The following is an 18,404-nucleotide window of genomic DNA, read 5'->3' as shown; positions in this document are numbered from 1 at the left end:
CAACTGCTATTTGCTCAATTTTTATACAATATTCATTTTATGCTGAATTTTATAAAAGTATATAAAAAAATTGTAGCCAAGGCACACCTTAGCTACAATATAAATTTTATATTGAAACCTTCGTGAACCTTGTAGCTCTCCACTTTTAAATAAAAGTGACAACATTACACATCTTATGTGCACTGCCAGGAAAGGCTTCTGCAAAAGCTTGTTTCCTTCGGCGATGAATCCTTTCACTGTTGCTAAAACGTCTGCCGACTAATAACAGCTACTGATAGACACCGCACCTCTACCCTAGGTCTTGAAATATTCGATTTTTTATTATTCTATCATGTTAATATCTATAATACAATACTTATATACTTTACTTAATTAGATATCAATTTAAACTAAACCTTATAATTTCATTTGTTACATATATATTATAAGATTCAGTTATCTCTAAGACTAACATATACTGCGCTTATAACAACTTAAAACTATTAAATCTCACGGAAAAATAAGCTATTTCAAATCTACTTCTATTTGATTTCCTTCAATATATTTGAAAGGTAATATATTTTGAACTGAATATACATAATTCTTATTAGTATCTATATTGTCCTATTCAAGGCAATAGCTATTATCCTCACTTGTAAATAGTTTATATATTTTTGCATTTTTCATAGCTACAACTTTTTTATCCTCTATCCTATCCCCATTATTTTCGAATAGCCATATTCTATATCCTTTATCTAGTTCACCTTCTCCCTTTATAATATTATAGTAAAACTTAATACTCTTCGAATTTTTTTCTATCTTATACAAATTAACTATTCCTTCATCTTTGAAGTCAAATTCTCTTATTGTATCTATTTTGAAAAACGTATTATTGAAATCTAAATCCTCGTATTTTTCATTATCAAATTCCCCTTCATTGATAATTTGCATATATGGAATGATATAAAGTTTCTTAGCTTCTTTATTAATTTTTTCTAAAACATTTATTCTATACCCACTATCATCTGCTCTGCCACTTGAATAATCGTATATTCTCCCCTTGTCATCATAAGCATAAAAGTTAATCCATTTTTCTTGAGTCGATTCTCCTTCATAAGAGTATTTTATACTAGTATTTATAGGACTAACCTTCAATTCTTTCAAATTAATTTTAAACCCATCTCCGATATTGCTTTCTCCTAAGTTCTTTTTAATTATAGTTTCCTTTTGTATCTTTTCTCGCGACACAGGTAAATCAAAATTCACATTTAAACTACTTTCAAACATATTGTGAATATTCACCATCATAGCAAACCTCTTAGGTAATTCTTTTCCTGGGGCTGTATCACATTCTACCATTACAATAGAAGTATTTTCATCTAGCACTTCCTCAAATATTCCACCACTCATAATTGTACCTTCCTTCCCACCTATAAGGTCAGCAGTCATCATAAAATCAGATTTCTTACGAATGTCCTTTTTTACTGCATTAAGTCCTGGCTTACTGACTTTCACTCCAATTAAAACTGTATCACTGTCAGCTACAAGTCTATCTATTGTAAAGGTATATCCTTCATCTTCCTTACTCTCACCTATGTACTGTGAAAATTCCTTATATTCTTGATAATAACCTAACTTTTCATAAACAGCCTCCATAGCAGGGATATATTGTCCTACAGCCTCAGCAAAAGTTGGTGTTATTAAAGTTACCCCTACAATAGCCGTTATCACAATTGAAGCAGCAGTTTTAATATGCCGTCTTTTCTTTTTATAAATTCTTTTCTTTAGATTGTTTTTAAGAGTTTTCATTTCCACATCTGTTAAAGCATCTTCTATTAAATCAAATTCTGCTTCATCAAAAGAAATATTATTAAATTCCTCATAAAGTTTGTCCGACATATTAAACTACCTCCCCTTTCATCAAAGCTAAATTTTCCTTTAAAAGCTTTCTTCCTCTAAAAAGCCTGTTATTAACTGCTGACCTAGAAAGATTTAGCTTCTCACCTATCTCATTTAAAGATTCACCCATAAAATATTTTCTTATAAAAATATCTTTATCTGGACTATCCAGCCCATTTATAACCTTAAGAATTTCCTCTTTGCTTTCACTATGTAAAATTTGTTCCTCTAACACTCTTTCATCGGCTAACATTAAATCATCTATATGACATTGATTATCCATTTTACAAAGTTTTCTTTTATAATCTATTGCATTATATTTGCTTACAGCTATAAGCCACGAGGAGAACTTACTTTTGCTTTCATCGTGATAATGTATTTTTTCCCAAACCTTAAGCAACACATCATTTACACATTCCATACTTTCTTCTCTTTTATCATTACCAAGAACTGATATTACAACTTTAAAAATCAAATTGCTATACTTATCTACTAAGTAATCAAGGGCTTTTGAATTTTTATTTTTCAGTTCCTTAACAAAATTCTCTTCATTTATTTTCATTTTGCACCGTCCTTTCACTTATAGATACGTATAGAAATTATTACATGTCTCAGAATTACTTGTAAAACTTATATTTTTTCAATTTCTTCTATATAAGCAAAAATAAAAAGGGTTGTTCCCCAATAACTAGGATAACAAACCTTTTTTCTATATGTTAGATTAACTTATGCTTCTTAAAAAGCCATCTCATGAATTCTGTATATCTTTATTTTTCGTATACATGCTCAAAAGAAATAGAATAGCAATATATCTTATAATATTTACATTTTAAAGATTATAGAACTCCTCAAAAACCTTAACGGAATAATAAAAATCCATCACACCAGCAAGTTCTCTAACTGAGTGCATGGCAAGCATTGGCACACCAAAATCCACTGCTGGAATATCTAAGTGTGTTGAGGATATTGGTCCTATTGTAGAACCACCTTGCTCATCAGAACGATTAACAAAGGCTTGATATGGAACCTGAACTTTGTCACAAATCATTTTAAATACTGCTGCAGAATTTGAATCTGAAGCATATTTTTGATTTGCAGAGTACTTGATAACAGGTCCTTTATTTATCTGAGGTCTATTAATCGGATCAGCCTTCTCGCTTTTATTTGGATGTACTGCATGAGCACCATCAGCGGAAATCATAAAGGATTTAGAAAGTGCTCTAAAATAGTCTTCTCTATCTCCATTAAAAGCTAATACAATACGTTCTAGTAGGTTTGCTAATAACTGAGAATCTGCCCCTTGCTTTGTTGAACTTCCTACCTCTTCGTTATCAAAGCAAGCCATAACATTAGTAGCTTTAGCTGGATTAGCTGCACAAAGAGCCTTTATTCCACCATAAACCATTGATACATCATCTATTCTTGAAGAAGAAATTAACTCTTCATTTTCTCCAATAATCATTCCTTTATCAAACTCATATGTATATAAATCAAAATCTAATATATCTTCGATTTCTACCTTTGCTTCCTTAGCTATAATCTTTAAAAGATAATTTTCTCTTTCAAACCCTTCATTGATTAAAGAGATTATTGGTAATACATCCGTTTGTTTATTAAGTTTAACACCATCATTAACTGTTCTGTTCATGTGAATAGCTAAGTTTGGGATAACTAAAATCGGTCTCTTAATATTTATAAGGATATCCTTTGGCTCTAATGGGTTATCACTTTTTAAAGTAACTCTTCCTGCCACTGATAATGGTCTATCAAGCCAAGTATTTAGTATTGGTCCACCATAAACCTCTGTATTCAGTTTTACGTAACTTCCTTCGCTTACTATTTCCGGACTTGGTTTTATCTTGAAGGCCGGTGAATCTGTATGTGCACCTATTATCTTAAATCCAGCTTCTTGAGGATTCTCTTCTCCTACTCTAAAAGCTATAAGAGCTGAATTATTCTTTGTTATATAATACTTTGCTCCTTTTTTTAGCTTCCATTTATCTTGAGCCTTTAACTCTTCAAAGCCTTCCTTATCTAAAATTTCTTTTGTATTTTGAACAACTTGAAACATCGTTGGTCCGTCGTATAGAAAATTCACCAAAGCTTCTGCTAATATTTTTGAATCGTCCATGTTCCACCTCTTAAGTCTAATATTTCTTTAAGAATAGCCCTTTTAAATTTTATCGTCAATAGAAATTTTTATTGCCGCCTAACTAAATTGAATTATATACTTTCCTATTGTAACTATAGCGCTCCAAAGAGTTATTATTTTTAAGCCAACAAGTAAAACAGTAGTTTTCTTAATGGAAACCTTAGCTACCACAGATATACCAATTATAAGTAACACAACTGACCAAATTGTCAGTGGATTAATTGGCGTGGCAAAGATTACTTTTATTGCGGTAGATATCGCCTTATTATCAATAAAGTTTTTTGCTATCTTTATAATATTGATGAAAATAATATTAGGAATATTGGCAAAACAATATATTGATAAAACCTGTTTAAAGGATATATTACCTTTTAACATAAACCTAACACATAAAAATATCACTAAAGATGCAATTAGAACAGTTGTTAAACTTTCAATAGCTGCTGATATACCTGCAACTACAGCACCAATCTTAGAAACTACAGAAATGGTTGTATCAACACCTTGTCCACCCTTTAAGAAATTATCCGTTACTAAATTAGCTATAAGCTCTGCTTTACCAGAAATTGATTCACCTTTATATATTGCAGTTGAAATTATAATTAGTAAAAAAACAATTAACCATGGGCTTTTTTGTTTATTGTTTTCAAAAAAGATACTTGGCTTAGAGAAAAAATTTTTAAAGTTCCCTTCTGTACTTACTTTCTCTTCATATAGTTCGTTATTCATAATATCCCCCTTAGTTTATATCTTATAAGCCTTTCTAAGCTTAAAATAATTATAACTTTATTGGTAAATTATACAGAAAATCCTCTTCTATTTCAAATATTTTTTAAACTAAATAAGGGAAGTCCTGTCTTGAAGTAATCCCTAAAGATTAGATAAATCTAACTTTTAGAAGTATACTTCATTTTGGACTTCCCTTAAAATTTAAATATCTAAATTCATAACAATAACCTTATGTCTTGTCATTGCTTCTATGCTATATCCTATACCTTGAGTTCCCATACCAGAAGCTTTTACACCTAAGAATGGGAAATGATCTGGTCCTCTTTCTGGTTTATTGTTAATTTGAACAACTCCAACCTCTAATTGCTTTGCAATATAAAATGCCTTGTTTATATCCTTAGTAAATACAGAGGATTGAAGTCCATATTCTGATCTATTAGCTATATCTATGGCTTCATCTACATCCTTAACTCTTATTATTGGGAGTACAGGTCCAAAAGGTTCTTCCCAGGCAATCCTCATATCTACTGTAACATTATCGAAAAGAGTTGGATAAATCAAATTCTTTTCTCTTTTATTACCTGTTACTAGAGTAGCTCCTTTTTCCATAGCATCATCAATTAAGCCTTGAACAAAGTCTGCAGATTTATCATCTATAAGTGGCACTATAGTCACATCTTCATTTGGATTTCCAACCTTAAGCGCTTCTATTTTTTCTTTTAACATTGGAACTAATTTATCTGCAACTTCATTTGTAGCTAGTATTCTCTTAACAGCAGTACATCTTTGACCAGAATAACTATATGCTCCTAAAACTATATCCTCTGCTACATTTTCTAAATCAGCATCCTCTAAAACTATCGCTGCATCTTTTCCACCCAATTCTAACATCAATGGTGTTTTAGATGAAATCTCAGTAATATGCTGTCCTACATCACTACTTCCTGTGAAGTTTATAAAATCAATTCCTGGGTGAGTTACAACATAATCTCCAATTTCAGAGCCCTTTCCTGTAATAGTGTTTAAAACACCTTTTGGAAGTCCTGCTTCATTAAACACTGCTGCTAGGTATAATCCACTAATCGCTCCTTGACTTGGTGGCTTTAAAAGAACAGTATTTCCACCTATTAATGCTGGTGCTATTTTTGAAGCTGCTAAGTTTACTGGATAGTTAAATGGCGCAATAGCAAGTACAGTTCCTAAAGGTACTCTCTCAACTAAACATAACTTTTTCTTACTGCCACCAGGAAATCTGTCTCCTGAGAGAGATTCGCCTTCTAAACTCTCACCTAAATTTGCAGTAAATCTTATATAATCAGCAGTACGTTTTACTTCAGAAACAGAAGACCTCTTATCCTTACCAATTTCAGCTACTAATATATCTGCAATCTCCTCACACCTAGCATCTAGTAACTCTGCAACCTTATTTAAAATTTTTGTTCTTTCATACATAGGTGTTTTAGCCCATGCTTTTCCTGCTTCTTTTGTATTTGCTATAGCTTTATCAACTTCTTCTTTGCTTACAGCTTGAATTTTTCCTATTAATTGTCCATCAACTGGAGATTTCACTTCAATAAGTTTATTAGTTGAACTCTCAACCCATTCTCCATTATATAAATTCTTATATATTTTTTCCTCATTACAAAGATTTTTAAACATTTCAACACCCCTTACTTTTAAATAAGCTATATCAACTGATAATAATTATCACCTATGATTTTATTATACCTTTAAAGTATAGTTTATTCAAGTAAATAAATTTAATACCTAAAAAATTTCAAAAAATAAAAAAGTCCCTGTGCCTTGGAACTTTTTTGTGCCGTTTTTATTTAATTTTCGTAACCTATGCCTTGATCTACTAAATACCATTTCCCATCTGCTTTGTTATATTCATAAGTCACATCATGAAAAGGCGTATCATAGAACAGTTCACAGTTGTCAGCTGAATTTATCTTATCTTTATACTGTTCATAGATTTCACTTATTTTAGCACTACTTGACCTAAGAAAATAATTTTCTTCATCTATAGTAAGTTGTAAAATATGATTTGCGCAAGGGAAGAAAATAGTATCATCATCTAATTCGACTGAAGGCTTTTTTCCATAGCTCGCTAATCCTATACATTTAGGTTCTAAAATTGGTGTCCTTTTCATTGGTACATATCCCCTTCCATAACAATGATTGTATGATTTAATTATACCACTATCTATAATATAGTAAACTCTGAAAACGTTGTATATTTCCGTGCCATGCTCATTTATTGATGATTATCTTGAATTTTTAGAATTATTTGAATTTTTAATAGTTTTAACTATTTCTTTCAGTTCCATAATCTATATCAACTGCAATTACTGGATTGTAATTAGGATACTCAGCTTTAATAGCAGCAATTAAGTTTGAAACTAGTACGTCTTTTTGCTCATTTCTTCTTTTTATATTATGCGTAATCACAACGTCAAAAATAACATTTCTTTCTTCTCCACAATTGACCACTCGGAGATCATGAAAAGATATTATATCATTAAACTCTTTTATTATCTCTTTTATTTGACCTCTAATAAGGTTTGTCTCATCATCATCATCGTTTATAGGATCCATGTGAATTACTAAAAGTACATTTAATTTTTCTGAAATTTCTTTTTCAGCTTTATCTATGATTTCATGTATCTCTATTATAGATATGCTAGAAGGTACCTCTGCATGAATAGATGCCATGTATTTGTTAGGACCATAGCTATGTATTATAAGATCGTGAACTCCAGATATACTTGGATAGCTTAAAACCTCTGCTTCTATTTTTTTTACTAATTCACCATTAGGAATAGAACCAAGTAGCGGATTTACAGTTTCTTTTAATATATTAATTCCAGAATACAATATAAATAGAGAAACAATTACTCCCAGTATTCCATCAACAGGAAAAGACACTTTACTTGATATAACTAGAGATATTGCTACTACCGTAGAAGAAACTACATCACTTATAGCATCTACAGAGGCTGCTTTTAGTGCCGATGAATCTATAGTATCCCCTAAATTTTTATTAAATCTGCTAAGCCAAAACTTTAAAGCTATGGATATTATAATCAATGCGAATGGAATAATTTCAAAAATAACAGGCTCAGGTTTTATTATTCTTCCTACTGAAGTCTTTACAAAACTAAAGGCTACCATAAGAACTAAACAGCCAACGGCTAACGCTGATAAGTATTCTATTCTTCCATGTCCAAAAGGATGCTCCTCATCAGCAGGCTTATTAGCTAATTTAAAACCTACAATTGTTATAGTTGATGACATTACATCTGATAGATTATTAAAAGCATCTGCAGTAACAGCTATACTTCCACTAATGATACCTACGATAAACTTAATCACGAATAATATTATATTTACAATTACTCCAACAACACCACCCAAGTAACCATACTGTTCTCTAACCTTGTTATTAGAAACATTGTCTTTATCCTTTATAAAGGTTCTTATTAAAAAATTTGATATCAAACTACCACTCCTTATTTCATAATACAAATAAATAACTAATAAATTATGAGCTGGATATACCAATACATACTTATTAGTTAGCTTTCACTGTATTGCCGAAACATATATCTTCTATTGTTCTATTAACTTTTTAAACTCGTCTATTGTTGTAGATGCATTAATTCTAACTCTTAAAAGTTGTTCTAATCCTTGTTCCTTAGAACTTAATCCTGGTTTAGTAGTAAACGCCATGGTATATCCTGTATCTTTAAGAGCTTTTAAAGTGTCATCGTTATATCTTCCTACTGGATAACATAAAAATTTTGTATTTTGTTTTAACATAGAATCCAATGCATTTTTAGAATCTTTCATTTCTTTTACTTGTTCTTCATAACTAATACCATTCAATTCTACATGGTTCACTGTATGGCTCTGAAAATATACACCCTTTTCAGACATTTCTTTTATCTGGGCAGCATTTAAAAATCCAGCTTTATCTATGTAACTTATTATCATAAATATCACTGCCTTTTGATTGTTCTGCTTAAGTATCGGGAATGCAGCACTATAATTATCATCATAACCGTCATCAAAAGTTACAAGGATTGGTTTCTCATACTTTGCTTTTCCTGTAGTCATAGCACTATAATATTCTTCAGGTGTTAAAGTTTCGTATCCATTATTCTTTAAATAATCCATCTGTTCTTTAAAATTCTCTACTGGAACTCTTAATTGATTACCTGCTTGTGTAGCAATTGAATGATACATTAAAACAGGAATTGATGTTACTGCTATACTTTTACTTTCTTTAACTTCAACAGGAACTCTGTCATTCTTAATGTTAATAATAGTTTTACTTTCTTTATTGCCTTCTAAGACTAATAGTCCAACTCCAACTTTGTGAAAAAGCACGTAACTTACAGCCCCTAATATCACTATAACTAGTAGGACTACAGCTATAATTCTCTTCATATAACTCCCCCTGTTTTTATTAATTAATTTCTTCTATCTTCTATCACTCTTAAGCCATGTAAAGCTCTTGTCGACATAACATAACTTAACTTACTATCCAGATCAGTTGTTTTATTATGAGTATTTATTAAAATAACTCCATCAAATTCTAATCCTTTAGCAAGATAAGAAGGAATAACTATATTTCCACCTTTATATATAAGCTCTTCACTGTCATAAACTTTTATATAATCAAAGGATTTTAGAAGTCCTCCTATTTTTTTTGTCTCTTCTAGACTCTTCGTTATTATAGCTACACTTTCATATTTTTTCTCTTCAAATTCTTCTATAGAATCCTCTATTGCTGCTATTAAATCTTCATCATCATAAGCCTCATAGCTTATTACCTCTTCACCATTTCTTACTAGAGGAACTATTTTATCATCTCTCAAATAACTGTTTGCATATTCCATTATTTCTTGAGTTGATCTGTAGCTTTTATTTAAGCTATATTCTTCTATATCTAGCCCCGATATTGCTAAATCGGTCATAGCTATATTTTGTTCTACAGGAACTATTCTTTGATTTGTATCACCAACGATAGTGATAGAGTAGCATTTAGTAAGTTCCTTTATAACCTTGAATTGAAGTAACGCATAATCCTGTGCTTCGTCAATTATAACATGCTTAATTTCTTTCTCTGCTTTTATTCCCTCTAATTTTATACGCAAATATAAAAGAGCTGCTAAGTCTTCATTTGTATAAAATTCTCCACCTATGAATTCATGGTATATTTCATATACATCTGTTGACTTAAGCCATGTCATGGTTTTTTTCGTATTGATAACCTCAATTATAGCCTCTTCTATAGCAAGCTTTCTTTCATAAGCATAATTAGTGACATTAAGCTTTAATTCTTCTGGTGTTGAATTTTTAATCTTATCTTGATATGCTTTTTCAATTTCTCTTACTTTTTCATCTCTTACATTTCTAAGCTTTGTATATATTATTCTCTTAATTTTCTTGTTCCTTCTGTATAAAGGCATATCTTTATAGTAGTTTCTAAACATATCTTGAACTTCTTCTAGAGCCACTACTTCTCTATCAAAATAGTTTACTGCTGCTAAAGGATTGTTCTTATCCAAGTTCTCAATTAATTGGTCTAATTCTTCTATAAATCTTGGCGAGCCTTTTCTAAGGACTTGCTTCATAAATTCTTCATCATTTTCTAAGACCTTAGTCATGTAACTATTTATGTCTATAATCTTAGTTTCATCGATATCTAGATGATCTAAAGCAAATTCTTTAAAGGTCTTTTGGTTTACCCCTACTTCTCCTAATGTAGGTAATACCATTGATATGTACTCCATGAAAATATTATTTGGTCCTAAAATCAGAACCTTATCTTGCAAAGCTTCTCTAAAGTTATACAAAAGATATGCTACTCTATGAAGGGCAATCGTAGTTTTTCCGCTTCCTGCAACCCCATCAACAATGACAGTTTTTTCTCTTGGTCTTCTAATAATATTATCTTGCTCTGATTGAATGGTCATTATGATGTCTTTTAGCTTTTCACTACTTGAATTCTTACTTAAAATCTCTTGAAGTATATTATCCTTTACATCAACAGCTGAATCAAACATTCCTTCAAGCTTTTCCTTTTTAATTATGAATTGTCTTTTTAGCAGAATATCTGTATCTACAATTCCTACTGGCGATTTATATTGAGTCTTTCCCAATTTTCCTGCATAAAACATTGTTGCTATTGGCGCTCTCCAATCTACTACTATAGGTTCAAAGGTATCTTCATTAACTACTCCAAATCTTCCTACGTAAATAGTCTCTTCCTCACCGTCGCTTTCTATAAAGTCTACTCTTCCAAAGTAAGGAGATGGAGTAAGAATTGTAAGTTCCTTTATTTTTCTATCAATAGCAACAAAGGATTTTTCTAATACGTAGGTTTCGTGGTCAAAATACTCTGCAACCTTGTCCTCATCATCTTCATAATGCTCTAAAGCTTTTTGTCTATATTCAAGGATATTCTTTGTTACATTTTTTCTTTTATCTATATATTTTAAAAGTTCTTGTTTTAATTCTGCTATAGTGCTCTTTAAATGAGCTTCTTCCACCAGTTGTTGTAACTCTATTTCTTTATCATCCATTTATGCAAAATCTCCTTGTCCATGAATTTTTATCTCATAACCAACTATCAGAATATATCACAATACCTTTATGCATCCCTCAAAAATAAATAGTTCCTAAATCTATAAATACAATTAGGATCAAAATATTCTTAATATAATTTCCTTTTGTGATAAATATAATTCTAGCATTTTTTATTTACCCTGTGAACCTTAGAAAAACTTAGAGCTTTTCTCCCTTATTTCCTGTACCTTTTTCAATATCTAAATCTATACCTTTCACCACAATCGTTCTTATACATATTTTACCATAAAATTAACATTTTTTTTGTTTCTAGTTTATTTTTTGTCCATTAATGCTTGTTTAAAAGATTTTCATTAACTTTTTTTACTAAGACAATAAATTTTTCTTCAACTTTTTAATAAGTGAGTTTTTAATTTATTATACCACTTAAGGTTATTATGTATTCAAAGACAATGAGGTTATTAATCGAAAACTTCATTCTCTAAAATTAAGTTATAGGGGGGAATAATTATGCACTTAGAAATCCTAGTAAAAAAGGCGAAAGAAAAAGATGAAAAAAGTATAGAAACATTATTACTAAACTATAGACCTTTCATGCTTAAACAATGTAAGCTTACATATTTAAAAGACTACGAGTTTGAAGACTTAATGCAAATATGTAGTCTTTCACTTCTTAAAGCTATAGAAAAATACAAATTAGGAAATAATAATTTTACTACATATGTTACTAATGCTATAAGAAATAATTTAAGTTACCTAATAAGACAAAAGGCTAGAGATAATTATACTGAAAGTTTATATAAGGAAACTGGTGATGGTATTTCTATTATGGATGGTCTTAAAGATGAGTTTTCTATAGAAAACTCAGTAGAACTAAAATTCAATCTAGAAAAGTTAAAGATTGTCCTTAAAACACTGACTCCTGAAGAATTGGAAATTTTAGATTGGATTTATTTTAAGGATAATTCATTATTAGATTATTCAAAAGTTCATAACATTAATTACTCGACTCTTCGAAAACAAAAAGAAAGGCTTCTTAAAAAGATACGTAAGCTAATGCAGTAAACAAAATAAGGAAACTGTACATACTTAGAAAAGAATACAGTTTCTTTATTTCTATTTATTATGATAACTTTTATATAATGATTATGGAGGCTACTTTAAACCTTACCTACTCTATCAAAAGGATATATAGTAAATTGTGCTTTTCCTAAAATATCTTCACCTTTGACAAAGTTACTTTGTACCCACTCTCTACTGTCAAAGGAACAAGCTCGATTGTCTCCTAATACAAAGTAACAATCTTCAGGCACTGTATATGTAACCCCCTCTTTTCCACCAGGATTTTTTACATAATCCTCTTTCAAAGCTTCTCCATTAACCGAAACCTTACCATCCTTTGTTATTTCTACTACATCACCTGGTTTTCCTATAAGTCTTTTAATAAGCTTTTTATCGTACTCTGGGATAGTAAATACAATTAAATCTCCTGTTGAAAGATTCTTCGGATTATACACTTTCGTAACTAAAAGTCTATCGTCTATTTTAATAGTTGGATACATTGATTCTGTTGGCACCTTAATGTTGAAAAACACAAACTTTTTCACAAAAAGAGTAAAAATGAAAGCTAATGTAAATGGTATTACCCAATTCATTATAAACTCTTTAGCATTAGATTTTTTCATATTCTTCACCCTTTCCCTATTATAAATTATACAGTAACCATACAACTTATCCAACTTATCTCTACTACATTAATTAAAATTAATAGTTATATATAGCTTGATGAAAATATAAAAAAAATAAAGAAGTATCTCTTTTAAAACCATAAAGGAAGATACTTCTTTATCTATCTTTGCCATGTAAAAGAATATTAAACTGTTCCCATTCTATTAAAAGGGAAAATAGTAAATTGTGCTTTTCCTAGAATATCTTCGCCTTTAACAAAACTACTCTTGCTCCAGTATCTACTATCAAAAGAGTTTGAACGGTTGTCACCTAAAACAAAATAACAGCCTTCTGGTACTTTATATTTAACACTTGATTTTCCACCAGGATTTTTCACATAATCTTCTTTTAGAACTGTTCCATTCACAGATACGGTTCCATCATCTGCTATTTCTACTGAATCTCCAGGTTTTCCAATAAGTCTCTTTATTAGCTTATCACCAGTTTCCTCGCTATCAAACACAATTAAATCTCCTGTTTCAAGATTTTCAGGCTTATACACTTTAGTAACCAAAAGTCTATCATTAACTTTAATTGTTGGATACATCGATTCCGTTGGTACTTTAATATTAAAGAATACAAACTTATTGATTAGAGCAGCAAAAATTAGCGCTGCCATAAATGGAACTATCCAATCCATTAGAATTTTCTTTAGACTAGAATTTTTTTCATTTACTACTTCTTTATTTGTTTCCTTTTGATTTACTTCCTCTTCGTTTGCTTTTTTTTCATTAAAATCTTTTTCCTCGAAATTACTCATAATTTCCTCCAACTTTTATTCTGTTATTAATTATACACTAATCTATTAATGTATCCAAGTTTTTCAATATAAAACCTAAAAAATACATAACTCCCTTTAATTCTACCATACTTTAAACTCAGCACTGCTACCTTTGGCATTTACTTTAATCTGCAATTGTGAGGTAATTCGTTCTTTTAAATCATCTACGTGCGATATTATGCCCACAAGACGCCCACTTTTTTCAAGGTCTAACAGACATCTTATTGCGTTATCCAATGACTCTGAATCTAGGGTTCCAAAACCTTCATCTATAAACATAGTATTAAGCTCTATTCCTCCTGAGTTATTTTGAACTTCATCAGATAATCCTAGAGCTAAAGCTAATGCCGCTTTAAAACTCTCTCCTCCTGATAAAGTATTTACCGGACGAGCTTTTCCTGTATAATTATCAAAAATATCTAAATCCAAACCTTTTCTACCTCTAGAACTGCCCTCTTCCTCTCGCCTTACAAGATAAAATCTTCCCCCTGTCATTTTCATAAGCCTTATATTAGCACTAGCTATTACATCATCAAAATAATTACCAAGTACAAAGGTTTCAAAGGTAACCTTTTCTGCACCTTTTCCAAGAGCCAGGTTAGCAAGTTCACCTAATATCTTATATTCTTCTTCTTTGGTCCTAATAGCTTCTGTTTTCTCTAGAGCCGAGTTTAGAATATCTCTGTTTCTTTTAAGCCTAGAAGAAATACCGTCTCTCATAGTTCTCATATCTTCTATTTGACCTTTAATCATATTTATTTCTTCCTCTAAAACAGTCACATCAACTTTTTTAGCTTCTCCAAGTTCTTTTTCTAAATTCATATATATATCATTATTTAATTTAATTGCATCGTTATATTCCCTTATTTCAAGTTCCAATCGTTCTATTTCGTTTATTGTACCACTAGCCAATTTATATTCTTCTGCATTTTCAAATAACTTTAATAGCTCTATCTCGAATTGTTTATATGTATTTTCAAGTTGAGAAGTGGCTACCTCTAAATTTTTCTCCAATATTTCCTTTGTTGAAATGGCCTTTTCTAAATATGTTTTGCAATCATTATATTGATTCTGAAGCTTTTCCATTAAAATTTCATTATTCTTTATTTCCTTATCTAAAATTTCTATAGCCTTACTAAGTGAAGTAATTTCATGATATTCCTTAGGTACTCTTAGATATATTCCTTGAAGCGCCTCTTGTTCTTTTGCAAGCTTTGAAGATACTTCTAGTATTAAGTCGTTCAGTTTTGTTTCTTTTTCTTTCGCTCCCTTTAGTAATCCCTTATTTTTATCTATCTCTTCTGTTAAATGCTTACTTTTATCTATCTCTTTTTCTAATTCTTCTTTTTGGGCCCTCAACTGTTCTTTATTTTTAGCAATATTTTTCCCAACTGGCGCTATAACATTATCATAATCATATATATCTAAACCTTCTACCAAAAGCTTTCTTACTATAAGCTCATTATTTTTCTGCTTAAGAGTTTCCATAGATGCAAAAATCTTACCTTGAAGTTCATTAATCACAGCAGATAAACCTATAATATCCCTTTGTTTTTTATCTATTTCGGAGGTTAATGCTCTCATTTCCTCCTTTGTAGGAATGTCTCCCTTTACTAATCTTGGGCTAGGATGCTCCTTTGAACCACAGACAGGGCATGGTTCTCCTTCTACTAGTTCTCTTGCTAGTAAAATAGATGAACTATTTATAATAAAATCATTTTTTTCTTCATAGACTCTTTTATCTTTAACCAAGTTTTCTTCTAAAGCCTTTAACTTGTCACTACTTTCCTTTACCACTTGTTTATTTTCAACAATAAATTTTGAAAGCTTGTATAGTTCCCCCAGAAGCTTGTGGTTTTCTTCCATTTCCTTATACTTAAATATTATCTTCTGATGTTGTAGCTTATTTTCATCTATAAATTTTTCTTTTCTTAATAAAGTTTCTATTATGCCTTCTATAGATATTATATTTTCTTTTTCATTCTTTAGCTGAGTTCTATATCTTTCAAGAACACTACTACTTTTATTAATGGCATTCTTTTTTTCCTCTAAAAGTTCAACTTCCTTTAGCCATTCTGTAAGCTTGACAAAGCTTTCTTTCTTTTCATCTGTTGCAGATTTTAAATTTTCAATCCCCTTAAGTTCTTCTTCAGCCCTTAAAAATCTTACTTTTGCATCATCTAAATCCTTCTGTCCTTTTTCATTAGCTAACATCACTTGAGCTTGTTCTTGTTTTCTTTCTATATAACTCTTTTCAAAAGGTAAAAGCTTTTGAGCTTTGATACCACTATCTAAAAGCTTCTCTTTTTCAATAATCTCTGATTTCTTATTCATAAGCCCTGTAAGAAGCTTTTTGATTTCTTCTTTTTGATCAAACTTTTTATTTGTCTCGATTATTTCATTTATAACTTTTAACTTTTCTTCTTTAACTTTATCAAGTTCTTCAATTGATAATTTAAGTTTATTTTCTTCATTTATATCTTTTAAAAGCTGTTCTTTTAAAAGATCCACGATCTCACCAGTAGTTGCTCTATTAATAATCAAATTTTTTAAATTATTATTATCGCCACAGTCTACAAGACTAAAAGTTTCTCGAAGTCCTAAAGTAAGTTCATTTACTGTATTTCTTATTTTAGTTTCACCTAACGCAAGCTTATCTTGAATCCGCTTAAAAGGTTCCGTATTAAATATCTTTCTTAAAATAGTTTCCTTCTCTTTTGTGCTAGCACATAGAAAATCTCTAAAATCTCCTTGAGGTATCATAATTATTTTTCTAAATTGCTCAGCATTTATCCCCATTATTTCATCTATGGATTTTTTTACATCCCCATCTTTAGTTAATGGTTTTTCATCCTTAGCTAGTTTTCTTAGCTCGATAGTTGCATTTTGCATAGTTTCTCCAGAGCCTGAAAGTTTTTTTCTCATTTGTTGAGGGACTCTTTTTATATAGTAGTCTTCGCCTTTAACATTAAATATAAATTCTACATAGGTAAGATGATTTTCTTTTTCATCTATAAAATCACTTCGAAGTTCTTTTCCACTTCTCATGTTTCCGCTAGTTTCACCATATAAAGCGTAGCATATAGCATCAAAAATAGTTGTCTTTCCTGAACCTGTAGGACCAGTAACTAAAAATATATTTTTATCACCTAAAAGTGTAAAGTCTATCTCTGTCACACCTGAATAAGGTCCAAAAGCACTAAGCACAAGTTTTACTGGCCTCATTTATATACTCTCCTTTTCTACATCCTCAATGATTTTAGCTATAAGATTCCTTTTTTCTTCTGAAAGAGGATTACTTGTATGAAAAGCATAAAAATCTTCAAATAATTCTAGCTTCGATTTTTCTCTAGGGTTCTTTCCACATTCAGTAATTACTAATTCTTCTCCCCTTATTCTCTCTCGTTCCAATACCATAACATTAGGATAGACCTCTCTTAGCTTCGCCATAGGCTCAATAAGTTCACCCTCATCTATAAGAACCACTCTTAAATAATCTTCCGTATTAACAGCCTTATAAACCCTAGGGTCTAATAACTTTGTTAGTTCTCCTTTTATGGTTCTCATATCACGTCTTGGCTTAACCTCTATTAATTCCACCTGTGTATTACCATCTTTATCAAGTTCCACCATAGCTATAGACTTCTTATGATTTTCTTCCGAGAATGAATACTTTAGCAGAGATCCAGAATATCGTATTTTCCCCTCCCTATCTACTCTCTGAGGTCCATGAAGGTGCCCTAAAGCTGTATAATTAAATCTATTAAAACTTTCAATATCTACATAATCAGTACCGCCAATAGATAAAGGTCTTTCTGATTCACTTTCTAATAATGGTTCCTTCCCTCTTACAAAGCCATGAGTTATAAGAACATTTCTCTCCTCCCCGTCCATAGTCTCATAAATTTTTTTTAGAACTGCTTCCATCCCTTGGTTTAAGTTCTTAATTTCTTTATCCGCTAAAGCTTCTCTAATCACTGGAGAATCAGCAAAAGGTAGAAGATAAAAATTTACTGGTCCATGTTCATCCATTAACCTAATCTTTTTAACTTCCCTATTAAAAACCCCTTCTATATATAAACCTGAATTCGATAAAATATCGCTACCAAAATGTAGCCTATCTCCACTATCATGATTACCGGCTACAGCCATTACAGATATATTGTGCTCTAGAACTACCTTACTAAGAAAATTGTTAAGAACCATTACTGCTTCTGTTGGTGGAAAGCTTCTATCATATATGTCCCCAGCCAAAACTAAAGCATCAGGCTTTCTTTCAATTAAAACCTCTAAAATTTTATCCAAAATATACTTTTGATCTTCTATCATAGAAAAATTGTTAATAATCTTTCCTATATGTAAATCTCCTAAATGAAGAAATTTCATAGTCTCACCTTTCCTTGTGTTTATAATATATCGATATTTTACCATAAAAAATTTATTATTTATAAATTTAATTCTTACTTCTTGTAAGATTCCAAATTGAATTTATACTGATCTACCTTTACTGAAAATAATGTCAATTGTGTTTAAATCTTG

General features: G+C 30.5%; 14 protein-coding genes and 1 riboswitch. Of the genes, 1 reads left to right on the top strand and 13 read right to left on the bottom strand.

Annotated elements, in window-relative coordinates; all coding sequences use genetic code 11:
* Positions 1-124: 124 nt before the first annotated feature.
* A riboswitch (Lysine riboswitch) is annotated at positions 125-300 on the bottom strand.
* A gap of 303 nt (positions 301-603) precedes the next feature.
* From CLOCEL_RS03260 to CLOCEL_RS03220, 9 genes are all read right to left on the bottom strand, one after another.
* A complete protein-coding gene (locus CLOCEL_RS03260) occupies positions 604-1,878 on the bottom strand; it encodes a DUF4179 domain-containing protein (protein ID WP_010074816.1) in 1,275 nt (424 codons plus the stop codon).
* 1 nt (position 1,879) lies between these two features.
* Positions 1,880-2,440, bottom strand: coding sequence for a sigma-70 family RNA polymerase sigma factor (locus CLOCEL_RS03255; protein ID WP_010074817.1), 561 nt, complete (start codon positions 2,438-2,440; stop codon positions 1,880-1,882).
* Between the two features lie 267 nt (positions 2,441-2,707).
* Positions 2,708-4,009, bottom strand: coding sequence for a M18 family aminopeptidase (locus tag CLOCEL_RS03250; protein WP_010074818.1), 1,302 nt, complete (start codon positions 4,007-4,009; stop codon positions 2,708-2,710).
* Positions 4,010-4,087: 78 nt separating this feature from the next.
* Entirely contained in the window at positions 4,088-4,759 is a 672-nt protein-coding gene (locus CLOCEL_RS03245; RefSeq protein ID WP_010074819.1) for a YIP1 family protein, read from the bottom strand.
* Positions 4,760-4,960: 201 nt separating this feature from the next.
* Positions 4,961-6,418: an NADP-dependent glyceraldehyde-3-phosphate dehydrogenase gene (locus CLOCEL_RS03240; RefSeq protein ID WP_010074820.1), complete on the bottom strand. Its 1,458-nt coding sequence runs from the start codon at positions 6,416-6,418 to the stop codon at positions 4,961-4,963.
* 170 nt (positions 6,419-6,588) lie between these two features.
* Positions 6,589-6,912: a hypothetical protein gene (locus CLOCEL_RS03235; RefSeq protein ID WP_010074821.1), complete on the bottom strand. Its 324-nt coding sequence runs from the start codon at positions 6,910-6,912 to the stop codon at positions 6,589-6,591.
* Positions 6,913-7,066: 154 nt separating this feature from the next.
* A complete protein-coding gene (locus tag CLOCEL_RS03230) occupies positions 7,067-8,260 on the bottom strand; it encodes a cation diffusion facilitator family transporter (protein WP_010074822.1) in 1,194 nt (397 codons plus the stop codon).
* A 111-nt stretch (positions 8,261-8,371) separates the two neighbouring features.
* Positions 8,372-9,211, bottom strand: a complete 840-nt coding sequence (locus tag CLOCEL_RS03225) for a polysaccharide deacetylase family protein (protein WP_010074823.1) — start codon at positions 9,209-9,211, stop codon at positions 8,372-8,374.
* Between the two features lie 23 nt (positions 9,212-9,234).
* A complete protein-coding gene (locus CLOCEL_RS03220) occupies positions 9,235-11,352 on the bottom strand; it encodes a HelD family protein (RefSeq protein WP_010074824.1) in 2,118 nt (705 codons plus the stop codon).
* 514 nt (positions 11,353-11,866) lie between these two features.
* On the opposite strand from CLOCEL_RS03220, the gene CLOCEL_RS03215 reads away from it, so the two are divergent.
* Complete coding sequence (locus CLOCEL_RS03215) at positions 11,867-12,421, top strand: sigma-70 family RNA polymerase sigma factor (RefSeq protein ID WP_010074825.1); 555 nt, start codon at positions 11,867-11,869, stop codon at positions 12,419-12,421.
* A 95-nt stretch (positions 12,422-12,516) separates the two neighbouring features.
* Here the strand turns inward: CLOCEL_RS03215 and lepB (CLOCEL_RS03210) are convergent, their stop codons facing one another.
* The 4 genes from lepB (CLOCEL_RS03210) to CLOCEL_RS03195 all read right to left on the bottom strand — a co-directional run bounded on the left by lepB (CLOCEL_RS03210) (position 12,517) and on the right by CLOCEL_RS03195 (position 18,251).
* A complete protein-coding gene (gene lepB / locus CLOCEL_RS03210) occupies positions 12,517-13,041 on the bottom strand; it encodes a signal peptidase I (RefSeq protein WP_010074826.1) in 525 nt (174 codons plus the stop codon).
* Between the two features lie 188 nt (positions 13,042-13,229).
* The gene (lepB, locus tag CLOCEL_RS03205; RefSeq protein ID WP_010074827.1) at positions 13,230-13,844 is read right to left on the bottom strand and encodes a signal peptidase I; all 615 of its coding nucleotides are present in this window, start codon (positions 13,842-13,844) and stop codon (positions 13,230-13,232) included.
* Positions 13,845-13,946: 102 nt separating this feature from the next.
* A complete protein-coding gene (locus CLOCEL_RS03200) occupies positions 13,947-17,090 on the bottom strand; it encodes an AAA family ATPase (protein ID WP_010074828.1) in 3,144 nt (1,047 codons plus the stop codon).
* On the bottom strand, positions 17,091-18,251 hold the full coding sequence (locus tag CLOCEL_RS03195; protein WP_010074829.1) for an exonuclease SbcCD subunit D: 1,161 nt from the start codon (positions 18,249-18,251) through the stop codon (positions 17,091-17,093).
* Positions 18,252-18,404 lie beyond the last annotated feature (153 nt).

The organism is Clostridium cellulovorans 743B, assembly GCF_000145275.1.
GTDB classification, from domain to species: domain Bacteria; phylum Bacillota; class Clostridia; order Clostridiales; family Clostridiaceae; genus Clostridium_K; species Clostridium_K cellulovorans.
This window is presented reverse-complemented; position numbering and strand designations above follow the sequence as displayed.

What these genes read in the sequence shown, in the direction of transcription:
- CLOCEL_RS03260 (WP_010074816.1), bottom strand. Translation starts at nt 1,878, where the DNA reads ATGTCGGACAAACTTTATGAGGAATTTAATAATATTTCTTTTGATGAA.
- CLOCEL_RS03255 (WP_010074817.1), bottom strand. Translation starts at nt 2,440, where the DNA reads ATGAAAATAAATGAAGAGAATTTTGTTAAGGAACTGAAAAATAAAAAT.
- CLOCEL_RS03250 (WP_010074818.1), bottom strand. Translation starts at nt 4,009, where the DNA reads ATGGACGATTCAAAAATATTAGCAGAAGCTTTGGTGAATTTTCTATAC.
- CLOCEL_RS03245 (WP_010074819.1), bottom strand. Translation starts at nt 4,759, where the DNA reads ATGAATAACGAACTATATGAAGAGAAAGTAAGTACAGAAGGGAACTTT.
- CLOCEL_RS03240 (WP_010074820.1), bottom strand. Translation starts at nt 6,418, where the DNA reads ATGTTTAAAAATCTTTGTAATGAGGAAAAAATATATAAGAATTTATAT.
- CLOCEL_RS03235 (WP_010074821.1), bottom strand. Translation starts at nt 6,912, where the DNA reads ATGAAAAGGACACCAATTTTAGAACCTAAATGTATAGGATTAGCGAGC.
- CLOCEL_RS03225 (WP_010074823.1), bottom strand. Translation starts at nt 9,211, where the DNA reads ATGAAGAGAATTATAGCTGTAGTCCTACTAGTTATAGTGATATTAGGG.
- CLOCEL_RS03220 (WP_010074824.1), bottom strand. Translation starts at nt 11,352, where the DNA reads ATGGATGATAAAGAAATAGAGTTACAACAACTGGTGGAAGAAGCTCAT.
- CLOCEL_RS03215 (WP_010074825.1), top strand. Translation starts at nt 11,867, where the DNA reads ATGCACTTAGAAATCCTAGTAAAAAAGGCGAAAGAAAAAGATGAAAAA.
- lepB (WP_010074826.1), bottom strand. Translation starts at nt 13,041, where the DNA reads ATGAAAAAATCTAATGCTAAAGAGTTTATAATGAATTGGGTAATACCA.
- lepB (WP_010074827.1), bottom strand. Translation starts at nt 13,844, where the DNA reads ATGAGTAATTTCGAGGAAAAAGATTTTAATGAAAAAAAAGCAAACGAA.
- CLOCEL_RS03200 (WP_010074828.1), bottom strand. Translation starts at nt 17,090, where the DNA reads ATGAGGCCAGTAAAACTTGTGCTTAGTGCTTTTGGACCTTATTCAGGT.
- CLOCEL_RS03195 (WP_010074829.1), bottom strand. Translation starts at nt 18,251, where the DNA reads ATGAAATTTCTTCATTTAGGAGATTTACATATAGGAAAGATTATTAAC.